The 21,230-nt window shown below is 26.5% G+C and carries 21 protein-coding genes; 7 read left to right on the top strand and 14 right to left on the bottom strand.

What is annotated here, in order from left to right; all coding sequences use genetic code 11:
* Positions 1-31 precede the first annotated feature (31 nt).
* The 9 genes from QZ288_RS02920 to QZ288_RS02880 form a co-directional block, all read right to left on the bottom strand.
* Positions 32-1,690, bottom strand: a complete 1,659-nt coding sequence (locus QZ288_RS02920; RefSeq protein WP_295154774.1) for an ABC transporter ATP-binding protein — start codon at positions 1,688-1,690, stop codon at positions 32-34.
* Between the two features lie 24 nt (positions 1,691-1,714).
* A complete protein-coding gene (locus tag QZ288_RS02915) occupies positions 1,715-3,442 on the bottom strand; it encodes an ABC transporter ATP-binding protein/permease (RefSeq protein ID WP_295154772.1) in 1,728 nt (575 codons plus the stop codon).
* Between the two features lie 27 nt (positions 3,443-3,469).
* Positions 3,470-4,015, bottom strand: coding sequence for a TetR/AcrR family transcriptional regulator (locus QZ288_RS02910; protein WP_295154770.1), 546 nt, complete (start codon positions 4,013-4,015; stop codon positions 3,470-3,472).
* Between the two features lie 332 nt (positions 4,016-4,347).
* The gene (locus QZ288_RS02905; RefSeq protein ID WP_295154768.1) at positions 4,348-4,821 is read right to left on the bottom strand and encodes a glutathione peroxidase; all 474 of its coding nucleotides are present in this window, start codon (positions 4,819-4,821) and stop codon (positions 4,348-4,350) included.
* Positions 4,818-5,612 (bottom strand): nucleoside triphosphate pyrophosphohydrolase, encoded by a 795-nt coding sequence (gene mazG / locus QZ288_RS02900; RefSeq protein WP_295154766.1) that lies wholly within the window; start codon positions 5,610-5,612, stop codon positions 4,818-4,820. The genes QZ288_RS02905 and mazG overlap by 4 nt, the downstream gene beginning before the upstream one ends.
* 46 nt (positions 5,613-5,658) lie before the next feature.
* Positions 5,659-6,177 (bottom strand): hypothetical protein, encoded by a 519-nt coding sequence (locus QZ288_RS02895; RefSeq protein ID WP_295154764.1) that lies wholly within the window; start codon positions 6,175-6,177, stop codon positions 5,659-5,661.
* Between the two features lie 12 nt (positions 6,178-6,189).
* Positions 6,190-6,342: a hypothetical protein gene (locus tag QZ288_RS02890; RefSeq protein ID WP_295154866.1), complete on the bottom strand. Its 153-nt coding sequence runs from the start codon at positions 6,340-6,342 to the stop codon at positions 6,190-6,192.
* Between the two features lie 86 nt (positions 6,343-6,428).
* Positions 6,429-7,127, bottom strand: coding sequence for a flagellar filament outer layer protein FlaA (locus tag QZ288_RS02885; RefSeq protein WP_295154762.1), 699 nt, complete (start codon positions 7,125-7,127; stop codon positions 6,429-6,431).
* A 17-nt stretch (positions 7,128-7,144) separates the two neighbouring features.
* Entirely contained in the window at positions 7,145-7,855 is a 711-nt protein-coding gene (locus QZ288_RS02880) for a flagellar filament outer layer protein FlaA (protein ID WP_295154760.1), read from the bottom strand.
* A gap of 324 nt (positions 7,856-8,179) precedes the next feature.
* Here QZ288_RS02880 and QZ288_RS02875 point away from each other — a divergent pair, with 324 nt between their 5' ends.
* The 4 genes from QZ288_RS02875 to QZ288_RS02860 all read left to right on the top strand — a co-directional run bounded on the left by QZ288_RS02875 (position 8,180) and on the right by QZ288_RS02860 (position 11,747).
* Entirely contained in the window at positions 8,180-8,866 is a 687-nt protein-coding gene (locus QZ288_RS02875) for a pseudouridine synthase (RefSeq protein ID WP_295154758.1), read from the top strand.
* Positions 8,867-9,135: 269 nt separating this feature from the next.
* Positions 9,136-9,756 carry a DUF2726 domain-containing protein gene (locus QZ288_RS02870; RefSeq protein WP_295154756.1) on the top strand — a complete coding sequence of 207 codons (621 nt, stop codon included), beginning with the start codon at positions 9,136-9,138 and terminating at the stop codon, positions 9,754-9,756.
* A gap of 17 nt (positions 9,757-9,773) precedes the next feature.
* Positions 9,774-10,406, top strand: a complete 633-nt coding sequence (locus QZ288_RS02865) for a DUF2726 domain-containing protein (RefSeq protein WP_295154754.1) — start codon at positions 9,774-9,776, stop codon at positions 10,404-10,406.
* A 231-nt stretch (positions 10,407-10,637) separates the two neighbouring features.
* Positions 10,638-11,747, top strand: a complete 1,110-nt coding sequence (locus tag QZ288_RS02860) for an ATP phosphoribosyltransferase regulatory subunit (protein ID WP_295154752.1) — start codon at positions 10,638-10,640, stop codon at positions 11,745-11,747.
* Positions 11,748-11,824: 77 nt separating this feature from the next.
* Here QZ288_RS02860 and QZ288_RS02855 read toward each other — a convergent pair whose 3' ends face one another.
* The 4 genes from QZ288_RS02855 to QZ288_RS02840 all read right to left on the bottom strand — a co-directional run bounded on the left by QZ288_RS02855 (position 11,825) and on the right by QZ288_RS02840 (position 13,394).
* Positions 11,825-11,956 (bottom strand): hypothetical protein, encoded by a 132-nt coding sequence (locus QZ288_RS02855; RefSeq protein ID WP_295154750.1) that lies wholly within the window; start codon positions 11,954-11,956, stop codon positions 11,825-11,827.
* A 202-nt stretch (positions 11,957-12,158) separates the two neighbouring features.
* Positions 12,159-12,533 carry a hypothetical protein gene (locus tag QZ288_RS02850; RefSeq protein ID WP_295154748.1) on the bottom strand — a complete coding sequence of 125 codons (375 nt, stop codon included), beginning with the start codon at positions 12,531-12,533 and terminating at the stop codon, positions 12,159-12,161.
* Positions 12,514-13,194 (bottom strand): hypothetical protein, encoded by a 681-nt coding sequence (locus QZ288_RS02845; RefSeq protein ID WP_295154747.1) that lies wholly within the window; start codon positions 13,192-13,194, stop codon positions 12,514-12,516. The genes QZ288_RS02850 and QZ288_RS02845 overlap by 20 nt, the downstream gene beginning before the upstream one ends.
* Positions 13,195-13,196: 2 nt before the next feature.
* Positions 13,197-13,394, bottom strand: a complete 198-nt coding sequence (locus QZ288_RS02840) for a hypothetical protein (protein ID WP_295154745.1) — start codon at positions 13,392-13,394, stop codon at positions 13,197-13,199.
* 168 nt (positions 13,395-13,562) lie between these two features.
* On the opposite strand from QZ288_RS02840, the gene hisG reads away from it, so the two are divergent.
* Genes hisG through QZ288_RS02825 form a run of 3 tightly spaced genes read left to right on the top strand, consistent with a single transcriptional unit; the run spans position 13,563 to position 16,253 of the window.
* On the top strand, positions 13,563-14,183 hold the full coding sequence (gene hisG / locus QZ288_RS02835; RefSeq protein ID WP_295154743.1) for an ATP phosphoribosyltransferase: 621 nt from the start codon (positions 13,563-13,565) through the stop codon (positions 14,181-14,183).
* Between the two features lie 24 nt (positions 14,184-14,207).
* On the top strand, positions 14,208-15,482 hold the full coding sequence (hisD, locus tag QZ288_RS02830) for a histidinol dehydrogenase (protein ID WP_295154741.1): 1,275 nt from the start codon (positions 14,208-14,210) through the stop codon (positions 15,480-15,482).
* Positions 15,483-15,488: 6 nt separating this feature from the next.
* Positions 15,489-16,253 (top strand): site-specific DNA-methyltransferase, encoded by a 765-nt coding sequence (locus QZ288_RS02825; protein WP_295154739.1) that lies wholly within the window; start codon positions 15,489-15,491, stop codon positions 16,251-16,253.
* A gap of 762 nt (positions 16,254-17,015) precedes the next feature.
* On the opposite strand, the gene rpoC is transcribed toward QZ288_RS02825, so the two are convergent.
* Positions 17,016-21,218 carry a DNA-directed RNA polymerase subunit beta' gene (gene rpoC, locus QZ288_RS02820; protein ID WP_295154737.1) on the bottom strand — a complete coding sequence of 1,401 codons (4,203 nt, stop codon included), beginning with the start codon at positions 21,216-21,218 and terminating at the stop codon, positions 17,016-17,018.
* Between the last annotated feature and the right edge of the window lie 12 nt (positions 21,219-21,230).

The raw sequence follows: 21,230 nt of genomic DNA, 5'->3' as shown, positions 1-21,230 counted from the left end.
AAAAAATATGCTTGGATTTTTTTTATTTGTATTAACTTACTCTGTCAGTTTTCATTTTATAAACTTTATCTGCTATATTCAGAGTTGAAAGCCTATGAGAAACAAGTATAATAGTTCTCTCTTTGCTATTATCTTTTATAGATTTCAATATAACAGCTTCATTCAAACTATCTAAATTACTCGTAGGTTCATCAAGAAGTATAAAAGGGGCTTTATGTAAAAAACTTCTGGCTATAGCTATTCTCTGCTTTTCTCCTCCGGATAATGTATCTCCAAGCTCTCCTATATTTGTATTATAGCCATTGGGCAAAGTCATTATAAAATCATGTAAAGATGCTTTCTTGCAGGCTTCAGCAACTTCTTCATAAGAGGCATTAGGATTTGCAATTTTTATATTATTTTCTATAGTATCTTTAAAAATGGAAGTTTCCTGAGTTACATAGCTTTCAATATTTCTTAAAGTATCTGTATTAATATCTTTTATATTGGTATCAGATATTTTTATATTTCCTTTCTTTGTATCCCAAAAACGCATAAATAATTTTAAAAGAGTAGATTTACCGCTTCCGCTTTTTCCGCTTATACCTATTATTTTATTAGGCTCTATATACAAATTATAATCTTTTAATATATTATCGCCTTCATAATCAAAGTATACTTTTTCGCATTCAGCATTGCTAAAAATCAAATCTTTTTTACCGTCATAAACTTCTTCTACAGCAGGTTTTTCAGCAAGTAAATTCAGCACCCTCTCTCCGCTAGCTAAAGTCATAAATAAATTATTAGATAAACTGCTTAATGCTATAACAGGCCCAAATGAACTTGCCATAGCTATAGTTGGTATTATAATATCTGCAAAATTTAAATTTGTATCTTTTGACATTATAATACTTGTAATGAGTACTGCCAATATAAATATTGATACTGCAGAAGATGTTATACCCGATATAAAACCTTCATATTTTTTAAGCTTTTTATTTAAATACATTAAATTATCAGTTTTAATTTCTATATTTTTACTTCTTTTCTCAGCATATCCGAATTGAAGTATCTCTTTTATACCCCTTAAACTATCAAGAAAATAACTATTTAATTTTCCAAAATCATTTCTATAAGTCATTCCGTCATTTTTACCGAACTTTGATGAAAAATATGGAATAATAAAGCCTATAGTAAAATACCCCAAAAGAGCCTCAGCACCCAATATAATATTAAAACTTCCTATAAAAACTATCATTATAAAAGAAGTTAATACTGCTATTGCTATAGGAGAAATAGTATGAGCATAAAAAACCTCCAATAATTCTATATCGCTTGTGATTAATGCTATTAAATTTCCTTTATCTTTTCCCTCAAGTTTTGCAGGAGATAATTTTCTTAAAGCTTTAAAAATTTTATCTCTTATCAATGCTAATAATTTGAATGCTATAAAATGATTGCTAAGCTGTTCTATATAATGAAGTATTCCTCTTGAAACTGCAATTACTAAAATAGTTATAAATATTGTTTTTATACTAAATACTGAACTTAAGCCTAAATATGTTAAAACAGCATATCCGCCTAATATAGTTATAAATATTGCACATAAAAAACCTAATACGCCTGTAATTACAGCTAATATCATAATATGCATAAGCGGAGCAATCAAAACAATTAGCTGTGCCATAATTTTTATACCGCTTCTTCTCATTATTAAACTCCTATTTATTAAACTTTATAATCTAGTTATGCTCTCTAAATTAGTCTGCTCATTATAAATTTTAGCATACTCTCCTTGTAAATTCATTAATTGATTATGAGTACCCTCTTCAATTATGATTCCGTCTTTTAAGAAATATATATTATCCGAAAGAATACAATTATAAAGTCTATGCGATATAAGTATAACAGTTTTTTCTTCAGCTATATCTCTTATTATATTCATAATGCTCTCCTCACTTTCAGTATCAACATTTGAAGAAGCCTCATCAAATATATATATATCCGCATCAAAAAGTATTGCTCTTGCTAAAGCTAATCTCTGCTTCTGTCCCCCTGAAAGATTAGCGGCATTTTCCATTATTTTTGTATTAAGTCCGTTTTCAGACTGTAAAAAATCATAAAGTTCAGCCTGCTTTAATGCTTCATTCATTTCATTTTCTGTTATATTATCTCCAGCCATTTTTAAATTATCATATACAGTGCCTTCAAATAAATAGCCGTTATGATCAACCGAAACTATTTTTTTATGCAAATCAGATTTATTAATAGAGGAAAGTTCTATATCCCCTATCTTTATAGAGCCTTTATAATTTTCATTTTTTAATGATATTAATCCTGCAATAGTGCTTTTACCAGAACCAGAAACTCCAACTATTGATACAAATGATTTTTCTTTTATAGTCATATTTATATTTTTAAGTATAGTGTTATCTTCATTGTATGAAAAACTTACATCTTTAAAAGTAATCTCTTCATTGTATTTATTTATATTATTTATTCTTTTATCATCTTCTATCATATCAAGTATTTCAAACATCTTATCGCTTGCAGACATTCCATTCATAGCTATATGAAAAAAAGAGCCTAAAAGTCTTAACGGAATGAAAAACTCAGCTGAAAGCATTATTATAGAAAATGTGCCTGCTAAATTTATACTGCCTTTCATATATTCAAGCATAGAAACTATAATACCTAAAGCAGCACCTCCATAAGCAATTATATCCATTATAGTTATAGAGTTTAACTGCATAAATAAAAGATTCATAGTAGCAATTCTAAATTTCTCAGCTTCTATATTCATCTCCTCATTTTTCTTTTCATCTGCTTTATATATTTTTAAAGTGGTAAGTCCCTGAATATTTTCTAAAAATATTTCTCCTAAATCACTATAGCTTCCCCAATATTTTTTTAATATTTTTTTAGCAATTTTAACTACAGCAATTATTGATATAGGTATAAGAGGAACACATATTAAAAGTATAAAAGCTGATTTTAAACTGATAAAAGAAAGAACCGCAAAAAGAATTATAGGGGCTATCATACTATAAAAAAACTGAGGCAAATAGCGTGAAAAATATATCTCTAATTGATCAACACCTTCCATAGATATTTGTACTATCTCGCTTGTTGAAAACTTTTCTTTATATCTGCTTCCTAATATGAGAAGTTTAGAATATATTTTTTCTCTTAAAATTTGCTTAACTCTTCCAGAAGCATTGTATGACATATCAGACATTAAAATATTAAATCTAAATCTAAGTATCACTATAATAAAAATAGCAGCAGATACTTTTATTAAATCCTCTTTTATAATATTTCCATAAGCCGCTTTTTGTATAATATCAGCCATAAAAAATACAGCTGTTATATTAAGACATAAATTAATAAGCTGTATTATAACATGCCAAGCTATATATTTTTTGGCATTTCCCATTAAAGATATAAGCCTTTTATTAATCATAAAATCCTCTGTATTTTTATTTATATACTAATAAATAGTTCTTCTAATTATCTCTTTTATAGAAGAGCTGTCATAATTACCATTTATAATATAAGTAATGATAAAAGAAAATATAATATCAATAAATTTATCAGCAGTGAAATTATCATTAAATGCATCTTCTTTTACTCTTTTATCATTCATCAAAGTTTTATACAAATTATCTCTGATATGCTTTTTTATATGATTCATCATTTTAATTCCTTTATCTTTATTCTTTCCAAATATCATTGTAGAATGCATAGAAAAAAAATTTGGATATTTTTTATTTCCATTATCTAAACAGTAAAAAATAGTATCTATAATATTAATAAAATTATCAGATTCCAAAGAAATATTTTGAGTATGAAATATATCAAACCATACACTTGAAATAACTGCAATTGTGAGCTCATCTTTTGATTTGAAAAAATTATAAATAGAACCTACAGATATATTTGCTGCTTCTGCTAAAGAACGCATATTAATAGAATTAAGTCCTTTCTTTTTTATAAGCTCTCTGCTTGCTTTGAGTATTTCTTCTTTTGAAATCATAAAATTATTATTTATTATTTCTAGCTATAAACTCGCTTTGAATTAGTTTATAACCTCTTTATTATTGCTAATAAAAATTGTTCCCACAAAGTGTATAGCAAATGACTTTGCTATACGCTCACAATTTTTATATTTAGTTTTCTAATATAAAAAAATTAAGACAGCTGTTATATGTCTAAATATTGAACATTGTTCATTATATATCAATAAAAAAAATTGTCAATGCAAAAATATTTAAAAGCATAAAATTATTTGATTATTTTTTTATAATTGAATTTTTATATTAATGAATATAAATTATAAACTTTGATATTCACAAAATAAATAGATTATTATATAAATTTATCTATATATTTTTTAATTTTATTTATTGAATCAATACTAGAAAATCTATGTATTATATACCCTTCTCTATTTATCAAAAATTTAGTGAAATTCCATTTTATATTTTTATTAAGAAAATAATTGCTGTTATTAATAAGATATAAATACAAAGGTTCTATATTTTTTCCTTTTACATCTATTTTTTTAAATCTATCAAAAGTTGTATTATATTTAAGTTTACAAAAATTATCTATTTTCTCATCTGATTGAGGTGCTTGATTCAAAAATTGATTACAAGGAAAATCCAATATTTCAAACCCTCTGCTATTATACATTTCATATATATTTTCTAAATCTTTGTACTGCTTGGTAAAACCGCATTTAGTAGCAGTATTAACTATCAAAACAACTTTATTTTTATACTTTGCTAAAGATACATCATTGCCATTAATATCTTTAACATTAAAGTCATATATACTCATTTATCTTCTCTTTCTTTTTTCTTGTATTCATTCCAAAGATTATCCATTTCTTCTAAAGTCATACACTCTAATTTTTTATTCATTTCAGCAGCAGTTTCTTCTATATAATTAAATCTTTTTTTGAATTTATTATTAACTTTTATAAGAGAATTGACAGGATTAATTTTATTCATACGGGCAAAATCAAGAACTGTCATAATTAAATCGCCGATTTCCTCTTCTAAATGTTCCTTATCTTTTTCTTTATAAGCCTCTTTAACTTCTAAAAGTTCTTCATCTATTTTTGAAAGAGAATCGTCAATATTTTTGTATTCAAATCCAACACTTGCAGCTTTTTTCATCAATTTGTACGATTTTTCCATTATAGGTAAAGATTTAGGGATTTCATCAAGTATGCTTTTAAACTCATTTATATTATTATTCTCTTTTTCTTCTTTTTTTATTTTATCCCATTGCTTTAATATACCCTGCACATCTTTAACATCACTATCTCCAAATACATGAGGATGCCTTCTTATGAGTTTTTTATTAATATTAAGGCAAACATCATTTATATCAAATTTATTTTCATCTTTAGCAAGTTCCGAAAAAAATACCACATGCAAAAGCACATCTCCCAATTCTTCTTTTATATTTTCATAATCTCTATTATTTATAGCCTCTATAACCTCATAAGCCTCTTCCAAAAAACAGGGAATAAGACTATCAAAAGTTTGTACTCTATCCCAAGCACAGCCATTTTCTCCTCTCAAAGTTTGTATGACAGATATAAGCTCTTCAAATGATTTCATTATTAAACTCTCTATATATAAATAAACTCTAATTAAAGTTTTATTATTAAGTTCTATTTTTTAGTCTTCTATAATTAATTCTTTTAGGTTCAAGTATAGCATTATATATTATGGCTTTTTTTATATCCAAAGAAGAAAGTATAGAATTTATATATATTTCACTTTCTGATTTATTATCTAAATTATTAATATCACTGTAATTTGAATCATTTTTTATATTATTTATTTGTGTAATTTTTGAATTATATTTTTCCTGAAGTTCTAATATTTCTCTATCATAATTTGAAGTTTCATAATTACTAGTATATACTTCTTCCTTTTTTGTATTTTCTCTAAGAACTTCTTCATTATAGTTCTTTAAATTTCTGATATTTTTCTGCAATTCTCTAAATATTTCTTCTTCATCATCAGCTTTTATATTTTTTGAAGTATAAGTACTTGTATTATTATTTCTTGTTTTATTAGTATTTATTCTTTTTTTATTATTTTGTTTATTTGCTTTTGTTATTAAGCTTGCTATAAGCCATACAATACCTATTATAATATATACAAGTAATTCACTCATAAAAAGTCCTTATTAATTATCATTTTCTTTTTTATTATCATTTTCTTTTTTATCTTTATTTACTCTATTATTTACAATTCTAGTTGTTATAGAATATACTGCCAGCAATATGAAGCCTATTAATAAAAGCTTATTTACTAAAGATAAATTCATAAAAAAAGACATAAAACCTCCGAAACAAAATTTAATTATAAAAAAGGTAAGGCATAAAAATAACACCTTACCTTTAATATCTTCAAATACTTAATAAATTACCAAGTATCTAATGGGTCATCTTCTTCTCTATAAGTTTCTAAGTACATATCAGTTTTAGCCATTAATTGATCAAAATAGATATAATACTTACCATAAGAGTCCCTAGGATCAACTTTAACATGTATACCCATAAAGCTAATACCCTGCTCTACCTGACCTCTAAAATCTTCTTGTTCTATACTAGCAGGAACCTGTATAGTAATATTTTTCCAACCCATAAAATTAAGAGGTTCATTACCTATTGACTGAGGCTTACCATTTATATCATAAACATAGAAACTCATTCTATTATTATGGTTACGGCCTGCTACCCAAACACTAATTTCTTTAGTATAACCAGGTATTTTAACTGGTCTAGGAGGAGTAACAGAGAACCAAGGATAACCAGTTCTAAAATACTCTACTTTGGCACCTAAAATATATTTATTATTTTCTTCGCCTTCAGCTATAACATCAGCAGGTCCGCCCTCACGGCGAATGATGCCTACTACGCCATAATCTCTAGGCATAGAAGCCTGCCATGTATTAGCAAATTCAAAATCATCTATTAAATAATTAGTTATAGCTTCTGTTACAAAATTATTACCATCATTATTCTGAGCATTCTGATCGCCTGTTTGAGCTGCATCTTGGGCAAACAACAAGAATGCAACAGTTAGAATTAACATTGTTATCAAGATACTTAATCTTTTCATATTCATTCTTCTCCTTATTATTGTGCTTCTTGCGTATTTTCTGCAGCAGCTCCGCCGCCTTCGCCTACTACCTGAGCTCCGTTTTCTGTATATTGTTCAGAAGATCTTCCGCCTACTTCCTGACCTAATGTAGTTTCTATGTCAGAACCGTCATAAGCCTCTCTAAATGTATCTGTAACTGTTTGGAAATAGTCCAATAAAACTACGAAATTATCAGCTCTTTCCTCTGGTGATGACCAGAAACGGAAATTCATAAATCTTAAACCTTTAGCTCTAGGAACATAAGGCTCTTCCTGAGGAATAAATGATGGTACTGATGTACTCATATTTTTCCAGCCTATGTATCTTATTGATCCTAAAGGCAATGTATAAGTATAACCACGATAATCTTCAAATATCATTTCCATAGTATAGTCATAGTTACCACCCCATACCCAAACATCAAAAGTCTGAGCTTTACCAGGTATGATTTTTTGTACTGTTGGAACTAAATCAAAGAAATTATATGATTTTCTGAAAAAAGAAACACTTACTGATAATGAATTGGTTGAATTATAACTTTGGTTACCCATACCGTATGGCTTTGTAGCGAATAATCTCATATTAGGATATTTCATTACAACTCCATTTTCATTTGTTCTATCTCCTTTAAACATAAATCGGCTGGCATTTGATATAGGCTGCCATTCATCTAATGTTTCAAAGTTGTAAAGTAGTCTAGTTTCCATATAAACACTAGAAGTTTGTCCATAGACAGCAGCTGTACATATGCTAATGAATAGACAAATGATTATGAGGTAGCGAGAAAAATCTCCCGTACTTCTATAGAATTTCATAGCGCACTCTCCTTAATATTTATAGCTAAGCAATTATATCCAATAACTTAGCATAATTATATTATAATCAGCAAAAATTGTCAACTATAAAATATAAAATTCTCATAATTATTATATCGATATAATAATACTATAATTTTAGAAAATATTATTAAAATTTGATAAAAAATGATATTATGTTAATATATGCTGGAAATTTATTGAGTTTAGCAAAGTATGAGATTAAACAAATATATAGCATCATTAAATATAGCGAGCAGAAGAGAAGCTGATAAACTTATTCAAGAGGGAAATGTTAAAGTTAATGGAGAAATAATAAATAATCCTGCAGTTCAAGTATCTGAAAATGATAAAGTAGAATGTAATATAAAACAGTATAAAGAAAGCAAAATATATATAAAATTAAATAAGCCTATAGGTTATGTTGTATCATCTAATAAAAAAGAAGGAAAGCCTATATATGATTTAGTAAAAAAAGATTTTAAGAGTATATATCCAATAGGAAGATTAGATAAAGACAGCAAAGGACTTATAATTCTTACCAATGACGGAGTATTTGCAAAAAAAATTATAGGCGAAAATAGTAATTGCGAAAAAGAATACTATGTTAAAGTTAATGATGATATTCCTGACGGTGCATTAAAAAAACTTGAATACGGAATTTCTTTAGACGGACAAAAATTAAAGCCTGCTGAAATAAAAAGGATAAATAAAAATTCATTTAATATAATTCTTACAGAAGGTAAAAACAGACAAATAAGAAGAATGTGCCAAAAGATAGGCTTTGAAGTTATAATACTTAAAAGATTAAGAATAGGCGGAATTTTTTTAGATGATATAAAAGAAGGCACTTTTAAACATTTATCGCAAAATGAAATAGATTCTATTCTTATAAAAAATTAATAAATTTATAAAAATAAATATCATACAAAAAAATAAAATCATATTGACAGTTTCAGCAATTTTTACTATACTATAATTATTATTGCAAAACTAGTATTTAAAAATATATCAGATAGTTAATATAATATAATTAGATAGTTGATATAATAATAGGCAAAACTATAAAATACCTAATATGAATAAATAGTAAATTAAATATTATATTTGAAATATTGTAAAATTATAATATTTAAATAAATATATTAATTGCAATAATAGGGATTTTTATTATGAATGAAAAAGACTTAATAATTTCTGCTGTTCTTTTTATTTTAATTCCCGCTATATTTATATTCATATTTAGAAAAAAAAGAAAGACAATTTATGAAGAATATGAAATCGATACAGACAATATAGAAAATAATAAATCTAATACATCAAATAAAATAACAGAGCAAAGATTAAAATATATGGAAAGCGGCAGTATAAAAACAAAAAAGGTTATGAATATAGAAGAAACTAAAATTTTTTATTCTATGGTTAAAATATTTAATGATTATAATGTAAATCCTCAGGTATCTTTCAGAGCATTTTTGAAAGGAGAGGAAGATACGGATTCTTGGAAAACTTTCAGAGATTTTTACTGTGATTTTTTAATAACTCATAGAAAAGGAAGCAAAATGAATGAACCTATAGCAGTGATAGAATATCATGGGGGCGGACACTTCGGCGATAATGAAAAAAAGGCTGAAAGAGTAAAAGATAATGATATGATAAGAGAAAAGCTTTTTAATAAAATAGGGCTTAAATATTTTATAATAAAAGATGATGATATAAAAATGAAATCAGGTTTAATAGATACTGAAAAATTAAATGAATACCTTAAAGATATTAATAATATTTTATCTTAAAACTTTGGAGTATATTTATGTCTTTTATATATTTAATAATTTTAATTTTTGTATTATTTTTTATAGTTAAATTAGGAAAGAACCCATATAAAAATGGTTATAAAAAACCTTTTAAAAAATATTATTATAAAAAATATAATAAATATAAAAGATATAATAAAAAAATTAAAAAAAGTATTACTGAGCAAAGATTATCAAATATGGATACAGGAAATATAAAAGTAAAAAAGATTATGAATATAGAAGAAACTAAAATTTTTTATTCTATATTAAAAATATTTAAAGACTATAATATTTACAAACAGGTATCATTCAAAGCATTTTTAGATACAGAAGAAGATACAGATGTCTGGAAAACTTTCAGAGATTTTTACTGTGATTTTTTAATAACATATAAAAAAGGCGATAGGATAAATGAGCCTATAGCAATCATAGAATATGACGGAGCGGGACATTTTGGAAATACTGAAGATATGAAAGAAAGAATAAAAAATAATGATACTGTAAAAGAGAAATTAATCAATAAAGCAGGAATGCAGTACTTCATCATAGAAGAAAATAATATAAAAATAGATTCAAAATTTATAGATGATAAAAAATTAGAAAGCTGTTTATTTAATATAATGGATTCTATAAAAAATAATGACTAACTCTATCAAATAAAAAATATTTTTCTGCCATTATCATTTGCAGTCAAAAATATATTAAGTAAAATATATAGTACATAAATCATTTATATTTTTTAACTTATGCATAAAATGTTTTTGAAATAAATTTATAAATCATTTGATGCTTCATAATTTTTTTTATATATGGTTATTTTTATTTTTTTATATTATAATAAAAATTAAATAAAATTCTAAATAAAAGAAGAATTAATAATGACAGCATATAAATTAGCAAATATATACGAAAAATACGGATACAAAAAAATTAAATTAAGCAAATTTGAAGATTATAATTTATACAATAATTATAAAGATTTTCTTCAGACTGAACATATATTAACATTTATGAATTTAAATGGAAATCTTCAATCATTAAGACCTGATGTTACATTATCAATAGTAAAAAAAATTTTAAAAGATAATGATAAATATACTAAAAAAATTTACTATATAGAAGATATATACAAAATAAATAATGTTTCAAATGAATATGAAGAAATACAGCAAATAGGCGTTGAAATAATAGGAACTTTAAATACATATTCAAATTTAGAAATAATAAGTATGGCTGTAGACAGTTTAAAATCAATAAGCGATGAATATATATTAGAAATATCAAGCATAGATTTTATGTTCGCCTTAATAGATGAGCTTAATTTAGATGAAGATAAAAAACTTGAAATACTTAATTTTATATACAGCAAGAATAAGCATGATTTACAAAAAGTATTAATATCTAATAATATAAATGAAAAATATACAAATAATATTATATCATTGATAGACTTATGCGGAAGCTATAAAGATATATTAAAAAAAATAGATAAAATAATCATAAATGAAAAAATGCAGAAAGCCTATAATGAATTAAAAAGCCTCTTAGCAGTATTTGAAAATTATAATAACTTTGATAAAATACTGCTTGACTTTTCAATAGAAAGCAAACTTGGTTATTATAATGGAATAATTTTTAAAGGATATATAAAAGGAAATAATGATGCTGTTCTTTCAGGAGGAAGATATGATAAGCTTCTTGCTAAATTCAATGCCCATACTTCAGATGAAGAAAACAAAAAAAATGCTATAGGATTTGCAGTTTATATGGATAAATTATATACAGGATATTCTTCTAAAAATGAATATGATTTTGATATATTGATACTATATAAAAGCGGAGATGAAAAAATTTTACTAGACAAAGTACAAAGATTTATAAAAGAAGGAAAGAAAGTAAGAACAGATATGTACAGCGATAATTATAATACAGATTATAATTATAAAGAAAAATACATATTTGAAAACAGCGATTTAAGAATTAATTAATAAAAAATCATAAACTTAATTAAAAAATAATACTTTAAAAGCTATATTTTTTAATTAATAAAAAAATAATTTAATATTTATTCTTTATTATCAAATAATATTATTCTCGTAACTGTAGGATTAACTTTGACAACTGTACCATCATCAAGTTTATGCTCAGTTAACATAATTTTTGAATTTTGCAGTTTCTTAGTCTTTTTATTTGGCATATAAACAACTCCTAGTTTAAAGTATATAAATCATATCAAGATTGTCAAGAGAATATCAGCAAATACTGTTTTTATTAAGATATTTTTATATATTATAAATTATTATTTAATAATAAAAGTAATAAATATAAAATTCTTTTTTACTATATATAAATTTAATTATTTTCTAATATTTATTATATTTATTGAAGAAATAAAAATATTATATATTTACTATTTTCACATTTTCTGCTAATTTTTTGGCTTTAGAAGAAGATATTAAAACACTATTCTCCGAATCATGTATTTCTGCATGATACTTATTATTTAAACTTGGTTTATAAATAGGATATAATTCTAATTCTTTACAGATTGCAACAGAGACCTTTACTACAGATCTTACTTTATCTATTCCAAATCTTTTAATAAAAGAGTTAATAACTTCATTTTCTTCCCTATCTCCTAACCTATCAACTGATAAACCATTTTTATCTTTATATGCTGCCGATGAAGGTCTGTTATTATCATCATCCCAAAAAATAGCTTTCGGATGTATTTTTCTATATAAAATTTCTTCATTATCTTCTATTAAGTTCATAAAAATCCATAATTATAGAATTAATTTTATTTACATTTACTGAATTAATTATATATGATTTTTCTTTAGAATTAGATAAAACTTCATAAATATTAATATAATCTTTAAAAACTTCAAATTCAAGATATTTATTTTTATCTTTATAATCATAATATTCTAATTGTATACTGTTATTAGCTGTTGGAAATATTTTAGGCTGTATTATAACTTCTTCTATTATTTTTAGAATATTATCACAAATAATTTTATCTATAGCTTCTGCATCATTATCATTCCAATTATATTCCAATTTTCTTATGCTGTTCAATTTATCCTTATTTTTATCTTGAGATAAAGATGAATTATAACTGCTAATATTTACAGAATCACTAAAAATTTTATCTGCTTTTTTATATTCATAGCTTTCAGTATTATCATTTGCTTCTATTATTAAACTATAGTCTTTATATTCATTTTCATTATGATAATTTTCTAATTGTATAATATTTTTATTAGACGAATAGTATGCAAATTTGCTTCCATTTTCAATAGAAAAATTTACGCCGTTAGAATTTAAACTAAAATTAACACAATTATTATATTTAGAATTTTCATAAATTAAAAATGTATTATTAAAATCAGATTTTTTATATATTAAATTAGATTCTATAATTATATTCATAATTATTTTTTTAAAGTAGAAATTACAGGCTGTATGCTTAAATTATATTTAGGAGATCCGTCTTCATTTTTTTCATCTAGTAACCTTATCTCTGTAACAACATATTTAACTCTGATTATAGTATCATCATCAAGTATATACTCAGACCATAATTCTTTACTATCTTTAATATTTACTACTTTGCCATTTTTTTCTAACATAAGCATCTCCATTTATATTTTATAGTATATATAATATTACCATAAATTTCAACTATCTTTTACTTCTAATAAATAACATAAGGTTGAAAGTTTTTACAAATTACTATTTGAAAAAATATCTTAATATATTATAATAATCTACTAAAACAATAAAAAAGAATTAGGATTATGATTAATATAGCATTACCGAAAGGAAGATTAGTAAATAAAGTATATAATCTATTTGAAAAAATAGGTTATGAAAATAAAGAAATATTAGAAGATAACAGAAAACTAGTATTTGAAAATGATAAGAAAAATGTAAGATACTTAATAGTAAAGCCTTCTGATGTTGGAATATATGTTGAAAAAAATGTTGCTGATATAGGTATTGTAGGCAAAGATATACTGCTTGAAAATAATCATGATATTTATGAGCTTCTTGATTTAAAATTCGGAAAATGCAAAGTTTGTATGGCTTCTGTAAAAGGATATAAAGAAGATATTGAAAGAAGATTAAGAGTTGCTACTAAATATATTAATATATCAAAGAGTTATTTTAATTCTATTAATAGAGATGTTGAGATAATAAAATTAAACGGCTCTATTGAATTAGCACCTATACTAAATTTATCTGATGTTATAATTGATATAGTAGAAACAGGAAGCACATTAAAAGAAAATAATCTTACTATTATAAAAGAAATTATTGATTATATAAGTGCAAGATTGATAGTAAATAAAGTAAGCTATAAATTTAAAAATGATTTAATAAAAAAAATAGTAAATAATATAGAAAAAGTTTTATAAAATTATATTTAAGGAAAAAATATTATGATAAAAGTAATTAACTATAAAGAATGCAAATCATTAGATGAGATATTATTAAGAAGCCAATTTAGTTATGATGATGTTAATGAGAAGGTAAAAAATATATTGGAAGATGTAAAAAAAAATGGGGATAATGCATTAATAAAATATGCAAAGATGTTTGACAATGCTGAAATAGATAATTTAGAGGTAAGTACAAAAGAGATAGAAGAGGCATATAATAAAGCTGATGAGCAATTTAAAGAAACACTCTATATTGCTTATAAAAATATAGAACAATTCCATAAAAAACAATTAAGAAATAGTTTCATAACCAATGAAGAAGACGGCATTATAATGGGGCAAATAATAAACCCTATAGAAAAAGTAGGAGTTTATATTCCGGGAGGCACAGCAGTTTATCCATCAACAGTGCTTATGAATGTTATACCTGCAAAAGTGGCGGGGGTAAATGAAATAATATTAGTATCTCCTGCAAATAAAGAAGGAAAAATAAATGATAATATATTGGCTGCAGCAAAAATAGCAGGAGTAAATAAAGTTTTTAAAACAGGCGGTGCTCAGGCAATAGCTGCTTTAAGTTATGGCACAAAGTCCATACCAAAAGTTTATAAAATAGTAGGACCTGGAAATATATATGTATCTATGGCTAAAAGACTAGTATTCGGGGAAGTATCCATAGATATGGTAGCAGGTCCGAGCGAAGTATTGATAATAGCAGATGAAACAGCAAATTATATACATATAGCTTCAGATATGCTTGCACAGGCTGAACATGATAAATTAGCTTCCAGCATATTAATAACAACTTCAAAATCTATAGCAGAAAAAGTAAAGGAAGAATTATACAAGCAGCTAGAAAAATTAAGCCGTAAAGATATAGCATCAGAATCTATAGAAAATAACGGCAGAATAATAATAACTGATACAATAGATGAAGCTTTGTATATAAGTAATGAAATAGCTCCTGAGCATTTGGAGATAAGTATAAAAGAGCCTTTCTCTATATTAAGCAAAATAAAAAATGCAGGTTCAATATTTTTGGGGGATTATACTCCTGAAGCTTTGGGGGATTATTTATCAGGTGCCAATCATGTAATACCTACTAGCGGAACAGCTAAATTTGCTTCTCCGCTTTCAGTAGATGATTTCATAAAAAAATCTTATATTACCTACTACACTAAAGATGCATTAGAAAAAGTAAAGAACAATGTAATTAATTTTGCTGAGAATGAAAGTTTAGAAGCACATGCCAATTCTGTAAGAGTAAGGTTTTAATCATATATGAAATTTAATATAATAAATGGGAACTGTTTAGAAATACTTGATGCCATAAAAGAAAAATCTATAGACATGATATTTGCAGATCCTCCTTATAATTTATCAAATAATGGAATAACATGCCATTCTGGTAAAATGGTTAGTGTAAATAAAGGAGAGTGGGATAAAAGTTTTGGCTTTGAAGAAGATACAGAATTTCATGAATCTTGGATATCAAAATGCAAAAGAGTTTTAAAAGATGATGGTACTATATGGATAAGCGGTACTAATCATAGTATATATAAATGCGGATATGTATTAGAAAAATTAGGATTTTACATATTAAATGATATAGTTTGGTATAAGCCTAATGCTGCACCAAATTTAAGCTGCAAAGTATTTACTCATAGCCATGAAACAATTCTTTGGGCTAAAAAAGATAAAAATACAAAACATTATTATAATTATGAGCTTATGAAAAATATGGATTTTGAAGATGATAAATTAAAATCTAAGGGAAAACAGATGAGAAGTGTATGGTCAATATCTGCACCGTCAAAAAGTGAAAAAATACAAGGAAAGCACCCTACACAAAAACCATTAAAACTTTTAACTAGAATAATATTAGCTTCTACAAAAGATAATGATACAATTTTAGATCCTTTCAATGGTTCTGGTACTACAGCAGTAGCATGCAAAATGATAGGAAACAGAAATTACATAGGTATAGAAATAGATAAAAATTATATAGAGCTTACAGATAAAAGACTTAAAAGCATTGATAATTAGGAGAGTTTTTTATTAAAAATATAAAAATAATAAAGATAGGAATTGATATAAATATAATATAAAAAGAAGAAATACAGAGCATATAGATATATTAAATTATTTAAAATAAAACCTATGATAAATGATGTGTATGCAGGAAGAGAAAAGTAAAAAAAAGAAATAGATAAGATTTAATTAATATAAAACTTTTGAGCATATGGCTGTTTTACAGCCATATTATAATAAGCGAAAAAGTTTTATTTATGAATATAAGCCAAAAATTCTCAAACTAAAGATACAATAATAAGACAATTATATTATCCATATAGACAATGGTCTGAATATACAAATAAAAATGTAAGAACTTTATTTTTTGAAAAAAGAAACAAGGAATATTTAATTTGGGAGTTTAAATTTGAAGATATAAATAATTATAATAGCATTTATTTATATAAAAAAGCAAAATATATTATTAATTAAATATTACTTCAGTATTAAAATTTATAAACACATAAAAAGATCATATCTATTAATTGCCAAAATATTATTTTCTATATTTCATAACTAATAAGAAATATAATTTAAATAATGCAATGCCGTAAATAGAATTAAGTAAAACCCTGCTGTAAGTTTGAAAAGCAAAAGTCAGTTGAATAACCAAATTAGAAAAAATTCTATTAAATAAAATTAAGAAAATTTATCATAATTCAAACAATTATAAAAAATTAATAATAAAAGAGGCTCTCATATATAATGAAAACCTCTTTATATTAAAAATATTATTTATACTTCTATTTTTATAACTTCTTCTTCTTTAGAATTATTATCTATATTATCTTTTTGATCCAAATCTCCTATTTCTTTGTTATAAACATGAAGTTTATTATAAAGTTTTACACCTGTACCTGCAGGAATCAAATGACCTATGATAACATTTTCTTTAAGCCCAAGTAATTTATCAACTTTACCCTTAATAGCAGCATTAGTCAAAACTTTAGTTGTTTCTTGGAAAGAAGCAGAAGATATAAAGCTTTCTGTATTAAGTGCAGCTTTAGTTAATCCTAAAAGTACAGGCTTACCGCTTGCAGGCGAACCTCCAGCCTCTTCATAGCGTCTGTTTTCTTCTTCAAATTCATATTTATCAACATACTGTCCTACAATATATTTAGTATCACCGGGATCTGTTATTTCAAGTCTTCTAAGCATCTGTCTTATTATAAGAGCAAAATGCTTGTCATTAATACCTACACCCTGCTGATTATATACAGCCTGAATCTCTTCAAGCAAATAAGTCTGCAAAGCTAAATCTCCCTGAGTTTCCAATATATCATGAGGATTAATTTTACCAGCACATAATTGAGTACCTGTTTTCACCTGATCGCCGTTTCTAACTAAAAGCATCTTACCATGAGGAACTAAATGCTTAGTTTCATCAAATTCATTTCTGATTTTAACTACTTTTTTACCCTTATGAGAACCGCCTATTTCAACTTCTCCGTCAATACCTGCAATAATAGCCGTATCTTTAGGTTTTTGAGCTTCAAGCAATTCCTGTACTCTAGGAAGACCTCCTGTAATATCCCTGCTTTTTTGCTGTATACGGGTTGTTTTAGCTATAACCTCTCCGACTTCTACTTTCTGATTATTTTCAACCATAAGCTGAGCACCATTAGGTATATCGGTTTCAAAAGTATCATTATCGCCTACAATCAATATTTTAGGCTGCATACTAGCATCTTTAAACTCTTGAATAATATTAGTTTTATTTCCTGTTTGATCATCTATCTCTTCAATCAAAGTTCTTCCGGGTATTATATCCTGATATCTTACAATACCAGCTTTCTCAGAAATTATAGGTTCATTATAAGTATCAAAGCTTGCTATAACTGTATTAGCCTCTATAAATATATGCTCATCTGCTTTATATTCGCTTCCTACTTTAATAACAATTGTATGCTTATTACCTGTAATCATTATATATTTATCATCATCAGTAATTTTGAAAGTACCATTATGAGTAGACTTAATTTCTGTACCGTCTTTAAGAATGGCTATAACATCGCCTATAAGCACTTTTGCATTGTTTTCAGCTAAAATATCTTTTAATGAAGATTTTTCCCATTTATCTAAAACTCTTCTAATAATTAAATCGCCTTTTCTAGCAGTTATTTTAATTCCATTAGGCTGAATAACATAATTAGAGAATTGTTCTATATATATAGGATAATTAACTTTTATTTCATTTTCTTCTACCATCTGAGTAGCAACACCGCCTATATGGAAAGTTCTCATTGTAAGCTGAGTACCGGGCTGACCAATACTTTGAGCAGCAACCACTCCGACAGCCTCGCCTATAGAAGCAAGATTATTTGTAGATAAACTTCTGCCGTAACATTTCTGGCATACGCCCATTCTGCTTTCGCAAGTAAGAGGATGTCTTATATTTATTTTTTCTATGCCTGCTTTTTCTATCAAATCATCAATCTCTTCTGTAATCTCTGTATTAGCAGGACATATAAGTTCTTTAGTAACAGGATGATATATATGCTCGCTTGTGAAGAATCCTACAACGCGTTCTTTAAGAGATTTTTTAATTTCATCTCCATTTTTGATAGCCTCTATAGAAATACCTTTAACAGTACCGCAGTCATGCTCAGAAATAACAACACCTATAGCAACATCCACCAACTTTCTAGTAAGATATCCTGCACTTGATGTTTTCAAAGCGGTATCGGCAAGCCCTTTTCTAGCACCGTGAGTAGAAATAAAGTATTCCTGTACAGTAAGACCCTCTTTAAAGTTAGAAATAATTGGAAGTTCAATAATCTCACCTGAAGGCTTAGCCATAAGTCCCCTCATACTAGCAAGCTGTCTTATCTGCTGTTTAGAGCCTCTTGCTCCTGAATCTGCCATTATATATACAGGATTAAATCCGTCCTGATCTTGTCTCAAATTATCCATCATAGCTTCTGTTATTTTACCTTCAACAGTAGTCCAAAGATCCATAACCTTCTGCTTTTTCTCATCTGTAGTGATAATACCATTCATATACTGATTTTCAATAAACTCTACCTGTTTAGTAGCCTCTTCTATCTCCTGTTTTTTCATCGGAGGTATAAGTATATCAGCTATAGAAATAGTAGAACCAAATACTGTTGCACTTTGATAGCCAAGTTCTTTAATATCATCAAGCATATTAACCGTTACTGCTGTACCATGCTTTAAATATACTTCGTGAATAAATTTAGCCAAATCCTTACTGTTAAAGTCTCTGTTCTGATATCTGAAATCTTCAGGAATAACTTCATTAAACTTTATTCTTCCGACAGAAGTTTCAATAAACTCTTCCTCTCCGTCTTTATTTTTCATTAAAACTTTAATTCTTGATTCAAGCTCTACCAAACTATTATCATAAGCAAGCAATGCATCTTTAGCAGATGAAAATATTTTTCCCTCGCCTTTAATACCTGTTCTTAATTTAGTTAAATAACTAATGCCAAGTACTATATCCTGAGTAGGATTAACAATAGGCTCGCCGTTAGCAGGATTTAATATATTATGAGGAGCAAGCATCAAAGTCCAAGCCTCAATCTGAGCCTCAGCAGAAAGCGGAGTATGTACTGCCATCTGATCGCCGTCAAAGTCCGCATTATAAGCATGACAAACTAATGGGTGAAGCTGAATAGCCTTTCCTTCTACAAGTACAGGTTCAAATGCCTGAATACCTAGTCTATGAAGCGTAGGAGCTCTGTTTAAAAGTACAGGATGTTCTTTAGCAATATCTTCCAATACTCCCCAAACTTCTTCTCTGCCCTCTTCTACAAATTTCTTAGCAGATTTTATATTATGAGCCGAATTAATTTCAACTAATTTTTTCATAATGAAAGGCTTGAATAATTCAACAGCCATTTTTTTAGGAAGTCCGCATTGATGCATTTTAAGTCTAGGACCTGCAACAATTACAGAGCGTCCTGAATAGTCAACGCGTTTTCCTAAAAGGTTTTGTCTGAAACGCCCCTGCTTACCTTTAAGCATATCCGAAAGAGATTTTAAAGGTCTGTTTCCGTGTCCTTTAACTACTTTCTTTCTTCTGCTGTTATCAAATAAAGCATCAACAGCCTCCTGAAGCATTCTTTTTTCATTTCTTATAATTATATCAGGAGCCCTTAATACTAATAATCTTCTTAAACGAATATTTCTATTTATGACTCTTCTGTAAAGATCATTCAAATCTGAAGTGGCAAATCTTCCGCCGTCAAGCTGAACCATAGGTCTTAAATCAGGAGGAATTACAGGAACTACATCAAGTATCATCCAAGTAGGATCATTTCCGCTTGCTTTAAAATCTTCAAATATTTCAAGACGCTTTCTTAAACGCCTATCGCTCTTTTCACCTTTTTTAATCATTTCCTCTCTGAGTTTTCTAATCTCTTCATCCATATCTAGGTCTCTGAGCATATCCCTTATACCCTCAGCACCTATGCCAATTCTTATATTATCACCATATCTATCTAAAGCTTCATTATATTCTTCTTCGGTTAAAAGATCTCCTTTAGAATAAGTACTGTCTCCTGCATCAATAACAACATATCTTTCAAAATAAAGAACGCTTCTTAAATGAGCAATATTCATATTTAAAAGAAGCCCTATTCTTGAAGGAGTATTTCTATAATACCAAATATGAGCAACAGGAGCAGCTAATTCTATATGTCCCATTCTCTCTCTTCTAACTTTGAAATGAGTAACTTCAACTCCGCATTTATCGCAAACTACTCCTTTATAACGAATACTTTTAAATTTACCGCAATAACATTCATATTCCTTAGTAGTTCCGAATATTTTTTCACAAAAAAGTCCGTCTCTTTCAGGTCTTAAAGTTCTGTAATTAATAGTTTCCGGCTTTTTTACCTCTCCATAACTCCATTCTCTCATAACCTGAGGACTTGCTATACTAATTTTTATTTGGTCAAAGTTTGAAAATTGCATATACTTAAACTT

It is taken from the genome of uncultured Brachyspira sp., assembly GCF_910578695.1.
GTDB lineage: Bacteria > Spirochaetota > Brachyspiria > Brachyspirales > Brachyspiraceae > Brachyspira.
The sequence above is the reverse complement of the archived record's forward strand: the minus strand, read 5'-3'. Positions and strand labels throughout refer to the sequence as shown.

Excerpts from the sequence above, each read along its gene's own strand:
- QZ288_RS02920 (WP_295154774.1), bottom strand. The coding sequence starts at position 1,690 with ATGAGAAGAAGCGGTATAAAAATTATGGCACAGCTAATTGTTTTGATT.
- QZ288_RS02915 (WP_295154772.1), bottom strand. The coding sequence starts at position 3,442 with ATGATTAATAAAAGGCTTATATCTTTAATGGGAAATGCCAAAAAATAT.
- QZ288_RS02910 (WP_295154770.1), bottom strand. The coding sequence starts at position 4,015 with ATGATTTCAAAAGAAGAAATACTCAAAGCAAGCAGAGAGCTTATAAAA.
- QZ288_RS02905 (WP_295154768.1), bottom strand. The coding sequence starts at position 4,821 with ATGAGTATATATGACTTTAATGTTAAAGATATTAATGGCAATGATGTA.
- mazG (WP_295154766.1), bottom strand. The coding sequence starts at position 5,612 with ATGAAATCATTTGAAGAGCTTATATCTGTCATACAAACTTTGAGAGGA.
- QZ288_RS02895 (WP_295154764.1), bottom strand. The coding sequence starts at position 6,177 with ATGAGTGAATTACTTGTATATATTATAATAGGTATTGTATGGCTTATA.
- QZ288_RS02890 (WP_295154866.1), bottom strand. The coding sequence starts at position 6,342 with ATGTCTTTTTTTATGAATTTATCTTTAGTAAATAAGCTTTTATTAATA.
- QZ288_RS02885 (WP_295154762.1), bottom strand. The coding sequence starts at position 7,127 with ATGAAAAGATTAAGTATCTTGATAACAATGTTAATTCTAACTGTTGCA.
- QZ288_RS02880 (WP_295154760.1), bottom strand. The coding sequence starts at position 7,855 with ATGGAAACTAGACTACTTTACAACTTTGAAACATTAGATGAATGGCAG.
- QZ288_RS02875 (WP_295154758.1), top strand. The coding sequence starts at position 8,180 with ATGAGATTAAACAAATATATAGCATCATTAAATATAGCGAGCAGAAGA.
- QZ288_RS02870 (WP_295154756.1), top strand. The coding sequence starts at position 9,136 with ATGAATGAAAAAGACTTAATAATTTCTGCTGTTCTTTTTATTTTAATT.
- QZ288_RS02865 (WP_295154754.1), top strand. The coding sequence starts at position 9,774 with ATGTCTTTTATATATTTAATAATTTTAATTTTTGTATTATTTTTTATA.
- QZ288_RS02860 (WP_295154752.1), top strand. The coding sequence starts at position 10,638 with ATGACAGCATATAAATTAGCAAATATATACGAAAAATACGGATACAAA.
- QZ288_RS02855 (WP_295154750.1), bottom strand. The coding sequence starts at position 11,956 with ATGCCAAATAAAAAGACTAAGAAACTGCAAAATTCAAAAATTATGTTA.
- QZ288_RS02850 (WP_295154748.1), bottom strand. The coding sequence starts at position 12,533 with ATGAACTTAATAGAAGATAATGAAGAAATTTTATATAGAAAAATACAT.
- QZ288_RS02845 (WP_295154747.1), bottom strand. The coding sequence starts at position 13,194 with ATGAATATAATTATAGAATCTAATTTAATATATAAAAAATCTGATTTT.
- QZ288_RS02840 (WP_295154745.1), bottom strand. The coding sequence starts at position 13,394 with ATGTTAGAAAAAAATGGCAAAGTAGTAAATATTAAAGATAGTAAAGAA.
- hisG (WP_295154743.1), top strand. The coding sequence starts at position 13,563 with ATGATTAATATAGCATTACCGAAAGGAAGATTAGTAAATAAAGTATAT.
- hisD (WP_295154741.1), top strand. The coding sequence starts at position 14,208 with ATGATAAAAGTAATTAACTATAAAGAATGCAAATCATTAGATGAGATA.
- QZ288_RS02825 (WP_295154739.1), top strand. The coding sequence starts at position 15,489 with ATGAAATTTAATATAATAAATGGGAACTGTTTAGAAATACTTGATGCC.
- rpoC (WP_295154737.1), bottom strand. The coding sequence starts at position 21,218 with ATGCAATTTTCAAACTTTGACCAAATAAAAATTAGTATAGCAAGTCCT.